The following is a 19,779-nucleotide window of genomic DNA, read 5'->3' on the forward strand; positions in this document are numbered from 1 at the left end:
CATGGAAGGCCGGTAGCTCGCTTGGATGCTGAACCTCGACGATCTCTCCCGCCTCAAGGGGTACCGCTTTCCGCGCACCGTCATCGGATACGCCGTCTGGGCGTACCACCGTTTCGCCCTGAGCCTGCGAGATGTCGAAGACCTTCTGGCCGAGCGGGGCGTCGCCGTTTCCTATGAGACGATACGGGTGTGGGTCGCGAAGTTCGGGACGCAGTTCGCCGCGAAGATCCGACGCGATCGGCCCTGGCCAGCCGACAAGTGGCATCTCGACGAGGTCGTACTCAAGATCAACGGCACAAAGCATTGGTTGTGGCGGGCAATCGACGCGAAAGGCGACGTCTTGGACATCCTCGTGCAGTCATGCCGCGACACCGCGGCCGCGAAGCAGTTCATGCGCAAGCTCTTCAAGAGATGGGGCCTGCCGCGGGTGATGGTGACCGACAAGCTCGGATCCTATGCGGCGGCCAAGGCGAAACTCGCACCCGGCGTAGAGCACCGTCGCCACAAGGGGATCAACAACGCGGCAGAAGCATCGCATCGGCATACCCGCCGACGAGAGAAGGTCATGGGCGGGTTCAAGTCACCGCGACAGGCCCAGAGGTTCTTATCGGCCCACGATCAGACCGACGCCATCTTCCGCCCACGCCGTCACCGCCTCTCCGCCCGTTCCTATCATCACGCAAGACAGGACGCGTTCGACCTATGGGCAGACTACACGACCGAACTGTCCGCCTGAGCGGTCGCCGGCGACACTTTGCTGATCCACATAAAACAACCTGACAATCCCCTGATCGGCGACGGACCGGAGCGGGCGCGTCTGGAGGCGTTGGTTGCGGAACTGGATCTCGGGGCACGGGTGCGCTTCCTCGGGGAGCGGGCCTATGGATCGGCGTTGATAGGTGATCTCGCGGATTACGATGGATTGCTGTTCACGCCCCTCTCCGAGGACACGCCGCGGATGATCTTCGACGGCTATGCTGCAGGCCTGCCGCTGATCGGCTTCGACATTCCCTATGTTCGCGAACGTGCCACGGAGGAGCATGCCTGCGTCCCGTTGCCGTTCGAAGATATTTCCGGCTCGGCCGACATTCTGGGCAAGCTGACGCGCGATCGACCACGACTTGCCTCGCTTGCGCGCGCCGCACATCACGCCGCCGCCGAGAATGCCTCCGATGTCTGGTACCGCCGCCGCGCCGACTGGACGATCGAGGCGCATGAGCGCCGGATCGCCACGGCCTGATCGCCCGAGGTCAGGTTTCCGGAAGGAACCGGGGCAAGGGGCCCAGCAATTCCCGGATGACATCCTGCAAGCGGGCCTCCGCTGCGGCATCCGTCTCGTTCCCGGTGATCGCTGTCGTCAAGCGAATCATGCCGCCATCGGTCTGGCCGGTGGTGATGCCGTCCATCAGAAGATGGAACTTGGCTGCGATGTCCCACGCCACGGTGCGGCTGCCCTGCTGGAACCAGTAATAGACCAGCATTCGCGTCTCACCCTTCTGGATGATAGCCCGGTTCAGGTTGAATGGCTGTTCAAGCCCCAGATCGCGCGACAATTCCGTACGTTCCAGCCATGCGATCTCCCATCCCGAAGCGGGCAGGCAAATCTCGGGCGAATGGACTCCGCCTTGGGTCTGATCCTGATACCACGCCATGAAGAGACCGACCGAGGTTGCGGCTCCGGACTTGTCCAAGGTGATGGAGTGATAATCGTCGGCCTGCAGGCGGTCGGCAATTTGAGGCTCCAGAACCTCCGGAGTTCCGACCTGATGCCAGTCGCCCAAAGAGCGGGGGAACACCGCGAAGCTGTCGCGCGCCACCACCATCGACCTGTTGTCCGGAACCAGCTGCCAAACGAGGAGGGCGCCGGCGGCGATGCCTGCTGCGGTAACCAATGCCGGCGACGCGCGCAGATGGCGCAGCCGCATCGCCTGCGAGGCCCAGCCCGAAGTGTCGAGATCCAGCGCATCGACCAGGCTCAGCTTGTCGCGGCGCAGAAACAGCAGGCACCATGCCAAGGCGAAGAGGATCATGATGCAGATCAGGAAGATTACCCAGCCTTCAAAGAAGTGGGTAAACCCTTCCAGCCACTCGGTGCCCCAAGTGTTGGCGATCACGCCCGCGATGGCGATCCGAACCGAGTTCATCAGAACCGTGATCGGCACCGCCGCAAGCAGCAGCACCGCCTTGTGCCAGATCGGACCGCGATAGAGCACGGCGAAGATGTAGCTGAACGACAGAATCGGAAACAGGTAGTTCAGCCCCGAACAGGCTTCGGCCACGTGCAGCTTGAGTACGCCCAGATCAATGATGTTGCCGTCTAGGAAGACAGGCACCGACAATACCCGGAGGAACCATACGCCGAGCTCTGACGAGATCAGCTGCAGCGAAGTCGTGGCCTTGTAGTAGATCGTATCCGGCAGGGGCAGCATGTAAACGAGGTGCAGGACCGGCGGCCAGAAATGCTTGCCCACCGACCAGCCGAAACTGATCAGCAGGATACCCCCCACCCAGAGGATCGTCGCATAGGCCACGATGTCGGGGATATGCGCCAGCTTGCCCATTGCCCCCATCAGGAAGGCCGCGGCAACCACCGCCACACCGGGCCAGCGATCATCCACCGGCCCCGGACGCTCGGGGTATTCCTTCAATTGCCGCAAGAACAGCAGCGCCGACAGGATCGGGATCAGCGGCCCGTGACTGTATTCCGGGAGCTGCCAAGCCTTCAGCAGGGCTTCCAGCCCCTCGGACAGGAACAGGCCGGTGCCCAACGTGGCCAGAAACAGCCAGAACATCCCCCAATTGAGGAGGGCAGGCAGCCGCTGCAGGACGGAGCGCGTCGTCATCGAAACGGACATGAAGAAAAAACCTTAAGAACAGGGAATTGTTCAACGTATAGCATGTTGCAATACTGCATAAAGGCCGGTGCAATCAACAATAGCGCGACCGGACTCCTTTCGGGGTCTTGGGGCCGACCAATCTCTCTCCTATGCCTGAGGAAGGTCCCATCCAGAGAGAGCGATGTCCCGCATGCGCCAACCTTCCGTCCTGCTGATCGCCGAGGCGGCCAATCCCGAATGGGTCAGCGTGCCTCTCGTGGGATGGTCGATGGCGTCGGCCCTGCGCGATGTCGCGCGAGTTCATGTGGTCACTCAGGTACGCAATCGTGCGGCCTTCCTGCGGGCCGGTCTCGTGGAAGGCGAGGATTTCACCGCACTCGATACCGAAAAGCTCGCCCGACCTATGTGGCGCGTGGCCGGATTGCTGCGCGGCGGAGCGGGAAAGGGGTGGACGACTTCCACGGCCATCGCGGCGCTGAGTTACCCTTACTTCGAGCACCTGCTTTGGAAGCGCTTCGGCGACGACGTCAAGGCCGGGCGGTTCGACGTGGTGCACCGGATCACGCCCCTGACGCCGACGACCGTGTCGCCGCTAGCGGCGCGATGCGCGGCGGCCGGTGTGCCCTTCGTTCTAGGACCGCTCAATGGAGGTGTGCCGTGGCCGTCCGCCTTTGCCGCCGAACGCCGGGCGGAAAAGGAATGGCTGTCTTACGTACGCGGTGTCTACAAACTCTTCCCGGGCCGGCGCAGGATGCTGCAGTCCTGTGCCGCGATCTTGGTCGGATCGCGACATACCGGATCGGAAATTCCTGCCGCCTACCAGGATCGAACGTTCCGCATTCCCGAGAACGCCATCGATCCGGCGCGCTTTGACCGGATTGCGGCACAGGACATATCGGGTCCGCTGCGCAGCGTCTTCGTCGGGCGACTGGTCCCCTACAAGGGACCCGACATGGCGATCGAAGCGTCGGCCCCCTTGCTGAGATCCGGACGGATGCATCTCGACATCGTCGGGGACGGCCCCATGCGCGCGGACTTGCAGGCGCTGGTGGAGAGACTGGGCGTGGAAAAGGCAGTGACCTTTCACGGCCCGCTTGGGCATCGGGAGGTTCAAGACGTGATGGCGAAAGCGAACCTTCTGGTCTTTCCGTCGATCCGGGAGTTTGGTGGCGGCGTCGTGCTTGAAGCCATGTCACTGGGTGTCGTTCCCGTGGTGGTCGACTATGCTGGGCCGGGGGAGCTGGTCGATGCCAAAACCGGCATCGCTCTGCCTCTGTCGGACCGCAACGGCATCGTGCAGAACTTGACCGACCGGCTGACCGCCTTGGCCGACGATCCGACGAACCTGCCTGCCATGGGCCAAGCTGCGCGGGCGCATGTGCAGTCCCATTTCACCTGGTCGGCCAAGGCAAACCAAGTGGCCGAGATCTACGACTGGGTCACGGGGCAGCGGAGAACACGCCCGCAGATCTTCGATTGAAGACAAAGAAAAACCCGCCTCGAAAGGCGGGTTTCCCTAAAATGCTTCGATCCTGAAAAATCAGGCGGTCTTCTTGCGGCGGCGCATCGCGCCGAAACCACCGAGACCGGCCAGCAACATCATGCCGGCAGCCGGAAGCGGCACGGGCGAAACCACGGTGACGGCGTCTACGTCAAAGCCGTCGAAGCTAGGGCTACTTAACGGCGTCGTGTCCACAAGGCGCAATGCGTCGAAGGCCCCGCCATAAGACAGAGACGCACCCCCTTGCGCTTGGAGGTTGGTGAGCGTGCCGATGCTGGTTTCCGTGCCGCCGAGCAGGGCGAAGACTTCTACCCGTTCCAAGTAACTGTCGATGTTATCTGTACTTCCGAACGTTATCTCAAACAGGTTGACCGCATTGGCTAGGGGAAACGTCCGGCCAAACCCAAAGGTGGCTGCCCCCCCGAGGCCCAATGAATAGAACTCGCCGTCCGCAAAACCGAGAGCTGCACTCTCAGTGTCACGATTTGCATCGGCTTCCCCCCGGTCGCCAGGAACGACGTCATAGATGCTGGTTGCAGCAAACGTTCCGGCCGAAGCTGCACCGACGGACGCGGTGACAGCCAGAAGTGCTGCGGCAAATGTATGAACTAGTTTCATGAAAATTCCTCCATTTTAAGGCTCGTGAAAACAAACTTCCTAGGAAGCTTGGTTGGACGATAGCGCGCTGCGCCACACCCAGCAACCTTTCTTAATAAAAACTTAAGACCTCATCTCCGCAGCGCTGCGTATTGTTCCGTTCTTCGCACCAATGCCTGTGGAAGCGCCGATAATGTACCCGTTCCGCACAAATCTGCGGCCTCGTTTCCAAAATCCATACAGAGCGGTTCAGATTCAAACAGCCTTTCCCGCGGCCCGCGCCTCAGGATTCTCTGATCGATCCAGTGACCGCTGGGGATGATTCTCCTTACAAGTGCTCTGACAGCGTCAGAAACTGCCAGAAACAGACGCATTGTGCCGGAATTCCGATGATTGCGCCTTTGCAGAAGCCGTTCGGCCCATGAGATCACTCGCGACCCTTGGCGCTCGGTCTTCCCACGGGCTAAGGCACGGACGATTTCGGAGAGCCAGGAACCGCACATGCCCGACCGTGACACGCTCGTCTGTCCGCCTCCGCCAGCCGAGCGCCGAATCGTGCTGGTCTCGCCCTGCCGGAACGAGGCGGAGTTTCTGCGCCGGACCCTCGACAGCGTGATCGCTCAGACGTTGCGGCCGGATCTGTGGGTCATCGTCGATGACGGCTCCACCGACGAGACGCCCGCCATCCTCGCCGATTACACCGAACGCCATGACTGGATCCGCGTCGTGCAGAAGCCCGACCGGGGACACCGCGCCGTCGGGCCCGGCGTGATCGAGGCGTTTTATGCGGGGCTCGATACCGTCGAGCTGAGCGATTTTCCGTATCTGTGCAAACTCGATCTCGATCTCGATCTGCCGCCGCGCTACTTCGAGATTCTCGTGTCGCGGATGGAGGACAATCCCCGCATCGGCACCTGCTCGGGCAAGCCTTACGTCATGCGCGGTGGCAAGCTGCTCTCGGAGCGTCGCGGCGACGAGATGTCAGTCGGCATGACGAAGTTTTTCCGCACCGCCTGCTTTCAGGATATCGGCGGATTCGTACGGGCGGTGATGTGGGATGCCATCGACTGTCACAAGGCCCGCCAGCTCGGCTGGATCGCGGTCAGTTGGGACGAGCCGGAACTGCGCTTCGTTCACTTGCGGCCAATGGGGTCGAGCCAAGCCGGCATCCACACGGGCCGACGCCGCCACGGCTTTGGGCAATATTACATGGGCTCCGACCCGCTCTACTTTGCCGCGACCTGCGTCTTTCGCATGGCCGAGCCGCCCTATGTTCTGGGTGGGCTGTCGATGATGCGTGGATACCTAGAGGCTTGGATGCGCGGCGTGCCACGCCACGAGGATGCGGAACTGCGTGACTTCATTCGCGACCATCAGCGCCGGTCGCTACGCCGGGGCCGGGCCCGCGCCGTCGCCGAGATTGAGGCGGAGCGGGCCGACCGGTTCAGGGCTGTCCGGTAATGAGCATGGGCGTTGTTGCAGAACTCACGCCTGAGGCGTGACTTCCCCTTTCCCCGCCGATGTCAGGTCACGCGAACGATCTCGGCGGTGCCGAGGGCTGAGAAGCGGTTCATGAGGGCGACGCGGATGTGGACTTCGGCGGTCTGGCGGTCGGGGTCTCTGGCGGCGATCCGCTCGCCGAATGCCTTGAGGCATCGCATCTTCGCCTCGATGCGACTTCGGGCGTGGTATCCGGTCCAGTGCTTCCAGAATGCCCGACCGTAACGTTTCGTGGCGCGCAGCGTCTCGTTGCGAGCCATGGCCGCTTGGCAGTCTTCCTTCCAGGCGCGCCCGTTCTTCCGGATCGGAATGATTGGCGTGGCTTGCCGGTCGATGATGGCCGCATGGCAGCGGCGGGTGTCGTAGGCACCATCGGCGGTCACCGTGCCGATCTGCTCGTCCTCGGGGATCTGGCCGAGCAACCCGGGCAGGATCGGACTGTCACCGTCGCTACTGGGGGTGAACTCTATCGCCCGGATCTCCGAGGTGGCCGTATCCATGGCGAGATGTACCTTGCGCCACTGACGGCGGCCCTGCACGCCATGCTTGCGAGCCTGCCACTCACCGTCGCCAAGGAACTTGATGCCAGTGCTGTCAACAAGCAGATTAAGCGGCCCGTCGACGCGCCGATATGGGATCTGAACAGCCAAGGTCTTCTGTCTGCGGCACAGGGTGCTGAAGTCGGGGACGGACCAGTTCAGCCCCGCCAGCCGGAGCAGGGCGGCCACCATGCCTGCGGTCTGTCGCAAGGGCAGCTTGAAGAGCACCTTGATCGAAAGGCAGAACTGGATGGCGGCATCGGAGAAGACGGCAGGGCGGCCGGGCCGACTTTCGTGCGGGGCCAGCCAAGCCATCTCCTCGTCCATCCAGATCAACATCGAGCCGCGCTTGCGCAGCGCCGCGTTATAGCTGGACCAGTTCGTCGTGCGGTAGCGGGCGGGGACAGGCTTGCTCATGCTGCCCGTCTAACCACATGGATTCGTGATGTGAATCGTTGGCAACCTGAGTTCTGCAACAACGCCGAGATCGGCGAGAGCACGGATATTCAAGGGACCGTTCCTTTGGCGAGGTCGAGTCCACCAGAAGAATCTCTCTTGCCGGTCTCGGCCACCCCAAAAAACGGCTGTGTCGTGTAGTCTGCGAACTTGGGGAGCCCGGCTACATCCACATCGACGTGCTAAGCAGAAGAATACGGCTTCATGAATTATCCGGGTTAAGACCATTCTGAACGGCCACAGTACATCCGATTTACTTTTTCGGGCTTTTAGGCCCAAAAGATTTTATCAACATTATGGTTAGCCCCTTCCAAAGGTTACTTGCTTTAGGCTCCTGAGCCAAAGCACGTAGCATCAGGCGCAATCCGGTCAGACGGAAGCCGGCCGTATGGTCTCGCCAAGCTTGTGAAACCAAATGCCCCGCCATTTGTCGGGCTGCGGAATTCAATCTACTGCCGTCGTCAGGTAAATCTGGAAGTTCGGGTGGATGCCCTTGGTCCAACGCATCAGAGCCGGTTTGTGCGCGTTCGTCGGCAAAGCTTCGGGCCGCCTTGTCGTAAAAAGCCAACTGCGTAGCCCGGCGGCCGTGCGTAATTGAGTTGTCATGCAACCGATAGCCATAGACTGGCTGAGGCAGGTGCCAGACGGACCCCAAGAATGCCAAGCGGAACTGCAGGTCAATGTCTTCGGCCGTTACAAACCAGGGGCGCGCGCCCCCTGTCTGCAGTAAGGTCTCGCGGCGTATCAGCCATGTGCACAGGGTGGTCACGACCTGCCCCGATCGCAGATCTCTCGTCACCTCACGTGCGGGGCCTTCGGCCGCGAGCCGGGCCAGCGTTCTGCCTCGTCCGTCTAAGCTGAGGAACCCGCCTGAGACGGCGACATGGTCTGGATGGCGCGAAAGCCATTCGACCTGAGACTCCAAGCGGCCGGGTAGGTACGTGTCGTCCGCATCACAACGTGCGATGAGCGGATGGCGAGCCGCAAAGAATCCCGTATTCAATGCCGCCGATATACCGTTTCGGGGCCCAGGCAGGATCCGAATGCGGGCGTCCCCTAAAGCGGCGGCGCGAGCGGCAGTATCATCGGTCGAACCATCATCAATTACAATAATCTCGGCCAGATGAGCTTGATCGCGCAGCGAGTTCAACGCGTCGACCACGGTCGCGGCGGCGTTGCGCGCGGGCATGACGACCGAGACACTAGTCATGAGGCCGCTCTATCCGGGGGCGGCGCAGCGCCCCGGCCAGCAGCACATTCCAAGCCGCTTTCGACAGCGGCGCCTGGCGCAGCGCCTTCAGCGCATAATGTCGCCAGCTGCCCCGGTAGCCATGCGACCAAGCCTGCCAAGCATAGTTGATATTGAACGATAGTTGGGACTGGGCGTCATCACCCATCCGCCATTCCTGATATTCGAAGCGTCCATCACTGATGCCGCGGCGTTGCCAAGCAGCCTCGCAGGCGCAAAGACACAACTGGCGCTGCAGGTCGCGCTTGGTACTGCTGATGCTGCCGGCGTGAATGCGGTATTTGATCAGCACGTCCGGCAGATTTTCAAGCTGTCCGATTTCAGCCATGCGCAGCCACAGGTCATGGTCTTCGGCACCGTGAAAATCTGGATGGTATCCGCCGACAGCCAGCACCGCATCGCGGCGCATCATCACGGAAGGATGCTGAAATGAAGTTTTGCCTCGAAGGTTCAGCCCGTCGATTTCAAGGTGGCTCAAAGGCAGAGACTTTACAGTGATGGGCCGCCCAGCCGCATCAACGATCTGGGCTGCGCCGCCCAAGACTACGAGGTCCGAATTGCAGTCAAAGCGAGAGATTTGTTTTTCGAAACGAGTGGGCAGGCAGAGATCATCTGCATCAAACCGCGCAATCAATTCCCCCCTCGCGAGGTTGATCATCTGGTTCAACGTGCGGGGTAAGCCTTGGTTCAGCCCCTGGCTGATGCGCATCCGAGGATCCCGACCCGCATAGTCAGTCAAAATAGCCCAACTGTCATCTTGGCTGCCATCGTCATGTACCAAAAACTCAAAATCACTGAAATCTTGATTCAGGACGCTATCCAGCGCCGCTGGGAGGTATTGTGCAGCGTTGAAGACCGGCATGACTACGGAAAGCCGCACGGGATCACCGGGATCGTTTGACTTCATCTACTGGCTCCGGCAGCTTCTTAAAAATTAGGAGCACCCGATTTGACAGCTCCCGTTGCGCGCAATGTTAAAGTGGAAAAGTCATCTAGCCTAGCCGTTAAGTGTCAATTGTGGGCTGTGGTTCGTGACGCTTCAATTCTTTCCAAAAGTGAGGCTCTGGAACTTACTAGTTCAGTGATTCCAAAATCGCCCCATTTCCTGATGTACTCCCCAACTTTCCCATTTGCATTATCAATAGAAATGTGCCGTTTCCCCATTAAGACACAGATAATATGAGCGTGCAGGCGGTCCGAGATAATCAGTTTCCCCTGAGACAGAAGCTTTGTTCCTCTATCGACAGCGTTTTGAGCCATGCGGTCATACATCTTTAGCCGATAAGACATGATGATATTGGAAGAGGGGAATTTGTGCTGCAGCTTGCGCCGAAAAAATTTATCGATAGCCCCCTCGGTTTCGTAGAAGTAACGGGATATTCCTTCCCAGTCTGCGGTTGGTCCGTATGGTGACAAAAGGTCGTAAAGATCCGGAGTTAGGCTTTCCTTGTCACTTCTAATCAAGGAGAATATTTCTTGCCTTGAGGGTGCGGCTTTATAGGTAGAAATGCAATGCGCCGCGTCCGGCGCTATGTAGACTGGGCAATCGAATTCTCGAGAGGCGAAGTCGAAGGAAGGTTGGTCCCGCACACACAGGTGAAAATTTTTATGTGACCCAATTAAGTACTTTGTTTCATCTATATACTCTGATCCGGAAAAGCAGATTGATTGCGGAAGCTGGACGATCTTTCTATGGGGGTGATCCCTAATAATTTGAAGGCGAAATTCTTGGCGCTGAGGCCAAAGGTTTCCAAAGTTCCCCCCGCCATTTATGAAAATTACGCCATCTCCGCAAAAAGCTTCAATATCCTTTTTGTAATCCTGTTGAGACGCAACATAGCGGGGAGCTTTCTTGAAGACATCAAGCAAGGCTCGCCGCTGTCCTGTCCATATTGCCGAATCTCCAATGTTGTTATAGGCGGGGTAGTCAACGACAGAATAGCTTCGATTGTCTCCTTTAACGTGTTCCAAAAAATTTCGGTGGATGTTTGCCATCCCTATATTGATGGGCGATGCGGGTCGTCTCTCTGTCATGGCTTCCCTGATAGGCTTAAAAAATAATAGTATAAGTTTCTAGCATTATGGCAGCGGTTACCAACTGTAGCGAGCGACATTAGGTAGGCAGTGGAACTTCTGTCGCCAGTGCGTAGGCGTATACGGGCAGGATGATTGTAAAAGAAGCCAAGTCATATGCCAAGTTGCCGATCCCGCTCTTGCGCGACATCAGGATGGAAACCCCAGTCGTGACGAGGCCGCCCATCCCCAGTCCTGTCAGAAGTCCGTAGATGCCAAAGAAATGTGCGCCCAAGACCATCAGCAGGATGCGAGAGGCAGAAAAAATTGCCATCACGATGGAGTGGCCGCGGCTGTTGCCCGCTGCCAGCATCGCGTTTTGATAAGGCATCGCTAGTACTCCAACGGCTCCGTTCAGCGCCATCAATCCTAAAAAGCTGCCTGACAATGCGTAACGCGGATCGTAAAGCAAGTCGATCAAGGGCTGGCTGGCAAAGCTGAGCACCAGAAAACTGGGCAGAACCCCGAAGAAGATGATCTTCTTTATCTTGTTGATGGGCGAGTTCAGCGGCTTTCCCTCGCGGTGCAGTCGGGACATAGTGGGAAAAGCTACTTGGTTCAGTACCCGCCCCACCAGATCGCCCAAAGCCCAAGCAATGGTGGAGGCGATGGTGATCAGACCCAAGGTTTCGACGGGAACCTCCAACCCCATGATCGCGGTCGATCCCTTGCCACCTAAATAGGTGAACAATGTGCCCAGAAGGATCCAGCGCCCGAAGGTGATGATCTCGTCCATTACACTGCGGTCAAATCTAATCTTTGGGCGGTAGCGAGGCAGCCAAACATAGCTGAGGAGCAGGTTGAACAGCGCTCCCGCGAGCGAGCCCAAGACGAGAGCCCAGACTGATTGTAGCCACCAAGCAAAGGTCATGTTGGCCACCGTGGTGAGGATCTGGACGAACATATTGAGCAGCGTCAAACGCTTTAGCTGCACGTGCCGCCGACAAGTTGCCACCGCAATCGAGTTCATACCGCTGATCACTGGCATCACGGCCACAGCGCATAGAACGGCGAATAGTTGCGGTTCGCCATAAATTGCCGAAGCAGGCCAAGCGATCAGTAGGGTCAGCCCCCCGATCCATAGTCCACGCACGGCTTGGATCGTCCAAGCTGTGTCTAGAAAGTATTTCTCGTCACCTCTCGGACTGCGAATTACCGAAGGAATTGTGCCGATATCGCTCAACATGGCTAAGGCGCCGGTGAAGACCGCTGCCAGACTCATAAGGCCGAAAACGTCCGGTGCCAGAAGCCGAGTTAGAATTATCGTAGACAGCAGCCGTATACCGTAGCTTGCAGCAAATCCGAAAGTAGTCCAGCTTGCTGCACGCCCGCTTGTCGACTTGAAAAACTTAAGCATGAGATCGCAAACCTAGAAGCCAATAAGGTGACGTCGTTAAAGGCGCGTCCATTGACCACCTGTGTATCGTCGCGCGGCTTGTGCCAAAATTTTAGAGCGGTGACCAGATGCGAGCTGCTCACTAAGGATTATCCTCGCTTTTTCCAAGTCAGATTAGCCTTTTGCAAACGATATCTGCTATTTATTAACAAGTATTTGTCACATTTCTTTTTTAGTTGCTGCACTTTTCGCACAGCTCGTGGGAGCAAAACCGTCCATTTGATCATGGCAAAGGGCCTTGTTGCACAAAGCAGCTGCTAATTGGACTTCCCCTTTCCCCAGACACACTTACCCCACGGCCTTTGTGACGGGTATGCCGAGTGCGGTATATCCGTTCATAATGACAATGCGGACTTGGACCTCGGCGACCTGGCGGTCAAAGGCTCGCGCCATGAGGCGCTGCCCGAGCAGCTTCATGCAGTTCATCTTCGTCTCGGCGCGGCTTCGGCGGTGGTATCCACTCCAGTTTCGCCAGATCGCTCGCCCCGAGTATTTTGACGCTCGGAGGGCCTCGTTACGTGCGACCGCACCGGCCGTGGTCGGCTTCCAGGGTTTGGCATTTTTGCGGGGCGGAATGACGGCGTGGGCGCCTCTATCCGCAATGGCATCATGGCAATTGCGCGTGTCGTAGGCACCGTCTGCGGTCACGCTGCCGATCTCCTGCTCAGGTGAGATCTGACTGAGCAAATCGGGCAGCACTGGCGCGTCGCCGATGTGGTTTCCGGTGACCTCAACCGCCCGGATCTCCAGCGTCTGCTCGTCGATTCCGAGGTGGATCTTGCGCCAGACGCGGCGTTTGGAGCCGCCATGCTTGCGCGCGTGCCACTCGCCTTCGCCCTCGACCTTTATCCCCGTGCTATCGACCAGAAGATGCAGCGGGCCTCCGGAGCCGCGATACGGGATGTTCACGGCGAGGGTCTTCTGGCGGCGTGACAGGGTGCTGAAATCTGGCACCGTCCAGTCCAGGCCGACCAGCTTCAACAGGCTCTCCACGAAACCCGTAGTCTGGCGCAACGCCATGCCGAACAACACCTTCATGGTGAGGCAGGTCTGAACGGCGGCATCGCTGTAGGTCTGCTGGCGGCCGCGCTTGCCGGTGGGCGCAGCGTCCCACTCCATCTCGGGGTCGAACCAGATCGTCAGCGAGCCTCGGCGTTTGAGCGCCTCGTTATAGGCCGGCCAATTCGTCGTCTTGTAGGTCGTGGGGGCGGGTTTGCTCATGCCCGCCAGCTACCACGCTGGATTCACGAGATGAATCCTTCACGTGCTTTGTGCAACAAGGCCCTTTGCGCGCCTTGGGGGCTGAACAGGCTGCTGAAAAAGTCTTGAGTGCCCATCTTCGACTCCTACGACGACACATCATATCGGTTTTGGAAGCGCCTGCGCACAATATCTTGTCATCCCTTCGAGACGGCTGATGCAGTTCGTCGAGGTCCATTTCCTTTTTCAGCAGCCTGCTAAGAGACTCGGTCCTTGGGCTTTAATATGAACAGGTAACGGTTTTTGATCCCGATCATTTATATTCAATTAGGCCGCGTCGGCGTCTTAATAGACGACGCAGGTGGTATTCTGTAATACCTTGCGCCTCGGGCATTTTAGCCAAAGTCAGGAATAGGGGCTGTACCCAGCCGCCTGTTCGCCATGCGAGGCGGATCACTTGCAAAAGCCAAGTCAGCAGCACAAGCAGGAATGCCGGGTGGATTAGCGCCGCCCCAAGCAAGGCCGCCAATGGGAGCGCAACGCCCCAAGCCAAAGATCGCCTGACTTGTGTAACGTTATGGCGTTCCGGCGGCCGGCCGTGCAGTGCCGCCCCTTCGGCGAAGGCGTGACCGGCGCGGCGTGCACGAGCCCACCATTGGCCCAGCCGGGTGAGACCGGCATCGTGCCACGTCATCTCTGCATCCAGACGCCAGATCGTCCAGCCCGCCGCACGCAATCGTACGCAGAGTTCAGGTTCCTCTCCGGCGATGAGGCGGGGATCGAAACCGTCCACCGCTTGAAAGGCTTCCGTTCGCATCAAGGCGTCGCCGCCACAGGACCGGGCGCGCCCCACGGGAGTGTCCCATTCGAGATCGATGAGCCTGTTGTAGAGACTGTTTTCGGGATGCCGCTCCCGTCTGCGGCCACAGGCCACGGCGACGTCCGAATGTGCTTCGAGCCAAGCGCGGCCTATGCCGATCCAGCCATCCCGCAGCTCGCAGTCACCATCGACGAACTGAATGAACTCCGGCAGGACGTTCTGCGGCTTGCGCATCGCATTCACGCCTGCATTTCGTGCCCGGGCGGCGGTGAACGGGTGGTCCATGTCCAGTTCGATCACCTCGGCACCCAAGCGGCGAGCGACATTCCGGCTACCGTCGGTGGAACCGGAATCGACGTAGATCACCCGGTCCGTCTGCTGCATCAGAGTCTCGAGGCAGCGGATTAGTCGCGCACCTTCGTTGCGGCCGATGGCCACCGCGCCAACCGCTCCCGGTTCTATCGTAGTGGTATCGTTCATGTTGCGAAGGGATAGCAAAAATTCAGGGCGAGGTGATCGGGGAACAGCTGCGCCAAGCGGGCCCGATCCTCCAGAAAGACCTCTTGCATTCGGACGCGTTGATCCTTCGGCAGCTCCGGCCGGGTCTTCATCCGGCGCCGGTTTCGAATCCATGTGCGTACCGGCTTGGGAACCAAAGTGCGCCGTAGGACCTCGGCCACGGGGTTCTCGACCAGAAGACTTTGCATCGGCAGGCGGCGCACGCGCTCGGCCGAGACGTTTTGCGCGCCGAGATCCTGATGCCAGATGACATTGCCCTCATAACCCACGTGGGCGGCGATCCGGGTCAGCTCGCCTTGCGGGTCGGCCTTCACCTGTTCAAGCGATGTCAGGAGTACGGCATCCGATCCGTAGGCATCAATGAAGGGAGCGATCTGCTTGGCATAGAGACCGTAATCGACGAGGGGCGGATGGTTTTCGAAGGCGGCGTCAATATCGTGGCTCAGCACCCCTTGGCTCCATTCATGGACGAAATGGGACATGGCCCGCGCCACCGGGTCGCGGATCATATAGACGAGCCGCGGAGCCGATAGGACGGGCCGCATCCGTTCTAACGTTTTGGGGTGGGTGGAGCCCTTGGTGTAATGCGTGCTGGCCTCGCCCTTCAGCGCCCCCTCCGGAGCCTCGGCGAAGAGATTGCGATACCAGTCGAGACCGCGGTTCCACTGATCGTCGTCGGAGAAGAAGTTGGGCTCCTTCGGATCGGTGAGGAACAAGCCATCCTGCGCAGCCAACTGCGAGGCCAGCGTGGTGGTACCGCATTTCATGGCGCCGATGATCAGAAAATCGGGAAGGGTCATGGAGTATCCTGAAACGTGCGGCGAGACGCCGTGGGGTCTGCGGTTCCGATCCAGATGTCGCGCAATTCCTTCTCCGCCATCGGATAGATTTCCTTGCCCGCTAGGCGACGGAGCTGGCCGAAGCCACGTCCCGTCAACCACAGAAGGTTGGCGCCCCAGAGACCTCCACGACCATGTGCCTGAGCCAAGAACCGGCTACGCGATGCATAATAATAGGGGGGAAGACGCTTGCGGGCTTGGGCCAACGCCTTGACCGGTCCGGAGCCGCCGCGATGATGTACGGCCACGGCTTCGGGCGCTCGATGGATGTCCCAACCGGCCCGCCGGGCCCGCAGACAATATTCTGCGTCCTCGAAATAGAGGAAGTATCCCTCGTCCATTGGACCGACCGACTCGACCATGGTGCCACGCAGCAGGATGCAGGCGAAGCTGGCCCACTCGATCTGATCCGCCTCCGGCTCGGTTCCGAGCGACACGTTGCGTCGGTTCAGCAGGCGGGTGACGATGCCGGTATTCATCCCGCGGATGAACTCCGAAGCGGGTGAGGCGAAGCGGAAGCAATTGACCTGAACGACGCCGTCCTCGTGTTCGATCCGTGGCACAATCAGACCGGCTTCGGGATGGGCATCGGCAGCCGACAGGATCTCCCCCAGAAAACCGGGTCGCAGAAATGCGTCCGAGTTCAGGACCAGATAGTAGTCTGCTCCGTGCAAGCCGGTGCCCTGATTGTGCCCCCCGGAGAACCCGGTATTCGTATCGGAGCGGACAAGGTCGACCGGCATCCCGGGACGTTCTGCAAGCCAACGGGAAATGATCTCGTCCGAGCCGTCGCCCGAAGCGTTGTCGACCACCACGACGCGCGCCGCCCCGTCGGTCAGCCCGGCTTGCGCCATGTCATCGAGCACCGAAGTCACGCAGGCTTTCGTCAGATCGGCCGTTTGGTAGTTGATGATCGAGACGACGAGGCGCAGATTTTCATGACGCGGTGGTGTCGACATCAGGACGGAGCCTTCCGATTGGTTTTAGGCGCTGCAGCCGTGTCGGGTCGCCGGCGGACATGCAAACGGGTTTGTCGGGTATAGCGGTTCTCGGCTTCCTGATCATCCAGAGCCGGAGTCTCCGTCGTTGGCTCTGTTTCAGCGGCGGTTTCACGAGGTAGTTGCCGGGCCGTGACGCTTCCGGACCTTGGTATTCCGGTGCGCGGCCGCGTCTCGCGTGCTGCGGCGCCTAAGTCGAGAGAAGGCGCACGCATACCGTTCCGCTCCCGTTCCTGCGATTTTGGTGCCTGATCTTCTACGGCGCCGACTTCGACCCGGCCAACCAGCGCCCCGGCGATTAGCCACGTCAGGGGCGTCAGGGTCGCATTGGGAATGAGATCGATCAGGTTGATGGAGAGCATGGCGCAGAGGCCAACAGTCTCGGGGCCGATGTTCCACGTCTTGCGGTGGCGGAACAGGGCGACGATTGGCAGGCAGAGCAAGCCGAACTTTCCCAAATAGCCAATCCAGCCCACTTCTCCGATTGTGATGACCCACTCGCCGTCGGTAACGCTGAGATCTCTGCCTTCTTGGTCATATACCCGCGCCCGCGCATATCCTCCCCATCCGAAAAGCGGTTTCTGGTTCGCTTTTTCGAGAAGCATGTCTTCGTTGCGCAACCGAAAGCTGAACGAACTTGCTCGGGTGGCGTCGATACTCTCGAATTTGGAGACGAAAGAGTTGATGGGGACTAGGTCTGCTCCCCGCATCATTGGATAAACCAGAACGAGCGAGGCCGTGGCTGCCGAGATTATCAGCGGAATTCGGACTGCTCCGCCAAAGAGAAGAGCGGCGCCAAACGCGAGCGCTAGCATGAAGGCACCCAGCGATTTGCCTAATATGAGCGTCAACAGCAGCAATAGACTAATGCTAAACCACATCGTCCGGTGGCGCGTGTTTCTCAGAGCCAACGACAAGGAGGCCAGGAAGCCCATGGCCAGAAAGATCGCCAGCCACAGGGCATGCTGCAGGAAGACGACGGGACGGTATCCTCCGCCCCGCACGTGCTGAGTCCAACTATGCGGAAAAAATCCGTAAACTTGGCGGCTCAGTTGCGGAGACATCCGGATTTCGTAAAGGGCCAGAATGCCATACAGCGCCGCCGCGATCGCGAAAGCCGCCAGAAGGAGCCGCTGCAGATGCGGCATGGCGAAGACTCGTCGTCCCAGTAGGAAAGGCAGCAGAGCGACGCCGGCAGACAAAACCATGGAACCGGCGTCGTAGATACTCAGGCCCCGCAGGATCCGCCCACCTTCGTTCAGTGACGACGTATTCGTCAAAGCCGTTGCAAAGCTGCCAACGACAATCATTGCCAGTCCCAAGAGGACGATCTTTGAATGGGGAATCCAGCCCGGCAGGAGGAAGGCTTCGCCTGTCACGTCCGTCTTGGCCCGGTTCGGCCGCCGCGAACCGGCGATCAAGGTGATGGCGATGATCGCCGACAGGGAGGCGGCGAAATTTTTGTTGTATGTAGGGAGGACAGGAAGATTGTATCCAACACCGTGGGGCAGAAGAAGGTATCCCCCCAAGATGGCGGCTGCGGTTGCTCGGGGCACATCTTGCCGCGAAAACAAGATGGCGACGACCACAGGCCAGCCGAAAAGGGCGACGTAGATCATCTACATCCTCATCTTGGCGCCCAAGTGTCGGGCGGGCTTTCCGAAACCGTCAGGAAGCGGTTTCGGAACTCATGCGATGCCGCAGAACCTGCAGCGTCAAGGACGGTAAAGTCGCGATACAGGCGCCGTAGCGCCTGGCGAGGCGACGCGGACTATGCGCCAGACGCCACAGCCACTCACCCGCAAAGCGTCGCATGATTTTGGGTGCGCGGATTTGAGTTCCGGCGATGAAGTCGAGACCGGCGCCGATCGACAGGAAACCGGTCTGCGGCAGGGATTGCGTTGCGCGGGCGGCAAAGATTTCCTGCCGCGGAGCCCCAATGGCCAGAAAACACAGGCCTGCGCCACTGCGACGGAGTTCTACAATGATTTCGTCAGCCTCCGGACCGGTAGGATCGAAGCCCATCTTCGGCGCGATCTTTGTGACGATCCGAAGCTGCGGATAGCGCTTAATCAACTTCTGGGCGGTTGTCTCGAGCGCATCTTGGGTGCTTCCGACTAAGGCAACCGGAACGTCATGGCGGCTGGCGATCTCGGTCACGGGATGGATCAGTTCCGAGCCTGGAATCAGGTCGATGTCATGTCCCGCCAACCGGGACAGCCAGACGATCGGATTTCCATCGGCGGTGACATGCGTGTGGCGGGCATAGGCGGCACGAAAGTCGGCATCTCTCTTGAGGCGGACGACGTGGTCGAGATTCAGCGTCGCGATCGTGAACCCCCTGCGGGCAGACATGAGTGCCTCGAGATCAGCCAGAAGCATCCCATGTCGAGGGGCCGTGATCCGGACGCGCTTCTCGGTATCCGAGGCTTGGATCCAGTTGAACGGAGCCAGAGACGTCAGCGTGTCTTCATGGGAATTGACCGTCGTCATTTCGAAACTTCCGTCACGCCAGCTTGGGCAGGTTACACATGCGAGTTGGAGCGACGCATCGAGCGCGTGCCTGTTCTAGCGGAAATTTACCCCGATCCAACCGGGATCTCCAGACTACACGACTCCCACCCGCAGCCGTCTCGGGACGACGAGATTTCGGGCGACGAGAGGGCTTTCGGGACCGGACCGCATCCATCGTCGGACCTCATCGAAGCCGGTCCGGAACCAGGATTTCGAGCAGTATCCGTGCTTCTTGCGGGCGGGGTATTTGTGTCCCATGAGCTGGGCTGCAGCACGGCAGATGAGGGCGATGGCAATAGCGGTTATGGCGATGAGCAGAGACAACTTGGACGCGAGCGTCAGGCGGGTGTCCTCCAGGTTCAGCCCCCGCGTCTTGCTGTCGGCGAACAGGCACTCGATGAGCCAGCGCTTCTTGTACTGCCGCAGGATGTGCGCGCCAGTGGCTGGATAGGGCGAAGCCACCACGAAAAGCTCGCCGCCCTTGATACGGCGCGCACCGAAGTGGAGCTTGAGGTCGGGGTGACTCGCTCTGCCAGGCAGGACGGCCGTGAAGCTCCGCACACCCCTGCACCGTGACAGCAGGGAGCGCAGGTTCAGCTCGCGGCCGTTGGTACGGACTATCTGGCCCTCCTTCATGCGGATCGCGAAGGGGATCTCCTGCTCGACGAGAAAAGTGAACCATTCCTGACCGATGAACTCACGATCCGCCAGCAGCACCCGAACGGTTGAGGCGTCAAAATA

The 19,779-nt window shown here is 59.6% G+C and carries 18 protein-coding genes; 4 read left to right on the forward strand and 14 right to left on the reverse strand.

Annotated elements, in window-relative coordinates; translation table 11 throughout:
* Positions 1–25: 25 nt before the first annotated feature.
* Both JSE7799_RS02535 and JSE7799_RS02540 read left to right on the forward strand, forming a co-directional pair.
* A complete protein-coding gene (locus JSE7799_RS02535; protein WP_055662202.1) occupies positions 26–736 on the forward strand; it encodes an IS6 family transposase in 711 nt (236 codons plus the stop codon).
* 18 nt (positions 737–754) lie between these two features.
* On the forward strand, positions 755–1,240 hold the full coding sequence (locus tag JSE7799_RS02540) for a glycosyltransferase (RefSeq protein WP_055662203.1): 486 nt from the start codon (positions 755–757) through the stop codon (positions 1,238–1,240).
* Between the two features lie 10 nt (positions 1,241–1,250).
* Here the strand turns inward: JSE7799_RS02540 and xrtD are convergent, their stop codons facing one another.
* Positions 1,251–2,843 (reverse strand): VPLPA-CTERM-specific exosortase XrtD, encoded by a 1,593-nt coding sequence (gene xrtD / locus JSE7799_RS02545; RefSeq protein ID WP_055662216.1) that lies wholly within the window; start codon positions 2,841–2,843, stop codon positions 1,251–1,253.
* Between the two features lie 184 nt (positions 2,844–3,027).
* On the opposite strand from xrtD, the gene JSE7799_RS02550 reads away from it, so the two are divergent.
* Positions 3,028–4,317 carry a glycosyltransferase family 4 protein gene (locus JSE7799_RS02550; RefSeq protein ID WP_055662217.1) on the forward strand — a complete coding sequence of 430 codons (1,290 nt, stop codon included), beginning with the start codon at positions 3,028–3,030 and terminating at the stop codon, positions 4,315–4,317.
* Between the two features lie 60 nt (positions 4,318–4,377).
* Here the strand turns inward: JSE7799_RS02550 and JSE7799_RS02555 are convergent, their stop codons facing one another.
* A complete protein-coding gene (locus tag JSE7799_RS02555; protein ID WP_055662204.1) occupies positions 4,378–4,956 on the reverse strand; it encodes a VPLPA-CTERM sorting domain-containing protein in 579 nt (192 codons plus the stop codon).
* Positions 4,957–5,436: 480 nt separating this feature from the next.
* On the opposite strand from JSE7799_RS02555, the gene JSE7799_RS02560 reads away from it, so the two are divergent.
* Positions 5,437–6,396: a glycosyltransferase family 2 protein gene (locus tag JSE7799_RS02560; RefSeq protein ID WP_055662205.1), complete on the forward strand. Its 960-nt coding sequence runs from the start codon at positions 5,437–5,439 to the stop codon at positions 6,394–6,396.
* Between the two features lie 62 nt (positions 6,397–6,458).
* Here JSE7799_RS02560 and JSE7799_RS02565 read toward each other — a convergent pair whose 3' ends face one another.
* The 12 genes from JSE7799_RS02565 to JSE7799_RS02615 all read right to left on the reverse strand — a co-directional run.
* Positions 6,459–7,391 (reverse strand): IS5 family transposase, encoded by a 933-nt coding sequence (locus JSE7799_RS02565; protein WP_055662206.1) that lies wholly within the window; start codon positions 7,389–7,391, stop codon positions 6,459–6,461.
* A 292-nt stretch (positions 7,392–7,683) separates the two neighbouring features.
* Entirely contained in the window at positions 7,684–8,619 is a 936-nt protein-coding gene (locus tag JSE7799_RS02570) for a glycosyltransferase family 2 protein (protein WP_186201819.1), read from the reverse strand.
* A 13-nt stretch (positions 8,620–8,632) separates the two neighbouring features.
* A complete protein-coding gene (locus JSE7799_RS02575; RefSeq protein WP_083480179.1) occupies positions 8,633–9,586 on the reverse strand; it encodes a glycosyltransferase in 954 nt (317 codons plus the stop codon).
* 104 nt (positions 9,587–9,690) lie between these two features.
* The gene (locus JSE7799_RS19435) at positions 9,691–10,713 is read right to left on the reverse strand and encodes a polysaccharide pyruvyl transferase family protein (RefSeq protein ID WP_083480181.1); all 1,023 of its coding nucleotides are present in this window, start codon (positions 10,711–10,713) and stop codon (positions 9,691–9,693) included.
* A gap of 79 nt (positions 10,714–10,792) precedes the next feature.
* Complete coding sequence (locus tag JSE7799_RS02580; RefSeq protein WP_083480183.1) at positions 10,793–12,109, reverse strand: oligosaccharide flippase family protein; 1,317 nt, start codon at positions 12,107–12,109, stop codon at positions 10,793–10,795.
* Positions 12,110–12,436: 327 nt separating this feature from the next.
* Positions 12,437–13,369 carry an IS5 family transposase gene (locus tag JSE7799_RS02585; RefSeq protein ID WP_055662210.1) on the reverse strand — a complete coding sequence of 311 codons (933 nt, stop codon included), beginning with the start codon at positions 13,367–13,369 and terminating at the stop codon, positions 12,437–12,439.
* Between the two features lie 292 nt (positions 13,370–13,661).
* A complete protein-coding gene (locus JSE7799_RS02590) occupies positions 13,662–14,648 on the reverse strand; it encodes a glycosyltransferase family 2 protein (RefSeq protein ID WP_055662211.1) in 987 nt (328 codons plus the stop codon).
* Positions 14,645–15,487: a sulfotransferase domain-containing protein gene (locus JSE7799_RS02595; RefSeq protein ID WP_055662212.1), complete on the reverse strand. Its 843-nt coding sequence runs from the start codon at positions 15,485–15,487 to the stop codon at positions 14,645–14,647. Before JSE7799_RS02595 ends, JSE7799_RS02590 begins: the two co-directional genes overlap by 4 nt.
* Positions 15,484–16,485 carry a glycosyltransferase family 2 protein gene (locus JSE7799_RS02600; protein ID WP_055662213.1) on the reverse strand — a complete coding sequence of 334 codons (1,002 nt, stop codon included), beginning with the start codon at positions 16,483–16,485 and terminating at the stop codon, positions 15,484–15,486. The genes JSE7799_RS02595 and JSE7799_RS02600 overlap by 4 nt, the downstream gene beginning before the upstream one ends.
* Positions 16,485–18,143 carry a hypothetical protein gene (locus JSE7799_RS02605; protein ID WP_055662214.1) on the reverse strand — a complete coding sequence of 553 codons (1,659 nt, stop codon included), beginning with the start codon at positions 18,141–18,143 and terminating at the stop codon, positions 16,485–16,487. The genes JSE7799_RS02600 and JSE7799_RS02605 overlap by 1 nt, the downstream gene beginning before the upstream one ends.
* 49 nt (positions 18,144–18,192) lie before the next feature.
* On the reverse strand, positions 18,193–19,017 hold the full coding sequence (locus tag JSE7799_RS02610; protein WP_083480185.1) for a WecB/TagA/CpsF family glycosyltransferase: 825 nt from the start codon (positions 19,015–19,017) through the stop codon (positions 18,193–18,195).
* Positions 19,018–19,131: 114 nt separating this feature from the next.
* Positions 19,132–19,779: transposase (locus tag JSE7799_RS02615; protein WP_144431524.1), on the reverse strand; the 648-nt coding region annotated here is incomplete at its 5' end.

Source organism: Jannaschia seosinensis (assembly GCF_001408515.1).
Lineage (GTDB): Bacteria > Pseudomonadota > Alphaproteobacteria > Rhodobacterales > Rhodobacteraceae > Jannaschia > Jannaschia seosinensis.

Coding starts and splice junctions, on each gene's coding strand:
- JSE7799_RS02535 (WP_055662202.1), top strand. CDS start 26: ATGCTGAACCTCGACGATCTCTCCCGCCTCAAGGGGTACCGCTTTCCG.
- xrtD (WP_055662216.1), bottom strand. CDS start 2,843: ATGACGACGCGCTCCGTCCTGCAGCGGCTGCCTGCCCTCCTCAATTGG.
- JSE7799_RS02550 (WP_055662217.1), top strand. CDS start 3,028: ATGCGCCAACCTTCCGTCCTGCTGATCGCCGAGGCGGCCAATCCCGAA.
- JSE7799_RS02555 (WP_055662204.1), bottom strand. CDS start 4,956: ATGAAACTAGTTCATACATTTGCCGCAGCACTTCTGGCTGTCACCGCG.
- JSE7799_RS02560 (WP_055662205.1), top strand. CDS start 5,437: ATGCCCGACCGTGACACGCTCGTCTGTCCGCCTCCGCCAGCCGAGCGC.
- JSE7799_RS02565 (WP_055662206.1), bottom strand. CDS start 7,391: ATGAGCAAGCCTGTCCCCGCCCGCTACCGCACGACGAACTGGTCCAGC.
- JSE7799_RS02570 (WP_186201819.1), bottom strand. CDS start 8,619: ATGCCCGCGCGCAACGCCGCCGCGACCGTGGTCGACGCGTTGAACTCG.
- JSE7799_RS02575 (WP_083480179.1), bottom strand. CDS start 9,586: ATGAAGTCAAACGATCCCGGTGATCCCGTGCGGCTTTCCGTAGTCATG.
- JSE7799_RS19435 (WP_083480181.1), bottom strand. CDS start 10,713: ATGACAGAGAGACGACCCGCATCGCCCATCAATATAGGGATGGCAAAC.
- JSE7799_RS02580 (WP_083480183.1), bottom strand. CDS start 12,109: ATGCTTAAGTTTTTCAAGTCGACAAGCGGGCGTGCAGCAAGCTGGACT.
- JSE7799_RS02585 (WP_055662210.1), bottom strand. CDS start 13,369: ATGAGCAAACCCGCCCCCACGACCTACAAGACGACGAATTGGCCGGCC.
- JSE7799_RS02590 (WP_055662211.1), bottom strand. CDS start 14,648: ATGAACGATACCACTACGATAGAACCGGGAGCGGTTGGCGCGGTGGCC.
- JSE7799_RS02595 (WP_055662212.1), bottom strand. CDS start 15,487: ATGACCCTTCCCGATTTTCTGATCATCGGCGCCATGAAATGCGGTACC.
- JSE7799_RS02600 (WP_055662213.1), bottom strand. CDS start 16,485: ATGTCGACACCACCGCGTCATGAAAATCTGCGCCTCGTCGTCTCGATC.
- JSE7799_RS02605 (WP_055662214.1), bottom strand. CDS start 18,143: ATGATCTACGTCGCCCTTTTCGGCTGGCCTGTGGTCGTCGCCATCTTG.
- JSE7799_RS02610 (WP_083480185.1), bottom strand. CDS start 19,017: ATGACGACGGTCAATTCCCATGAAGACACGCTGACGTCTCTGGCTCCG.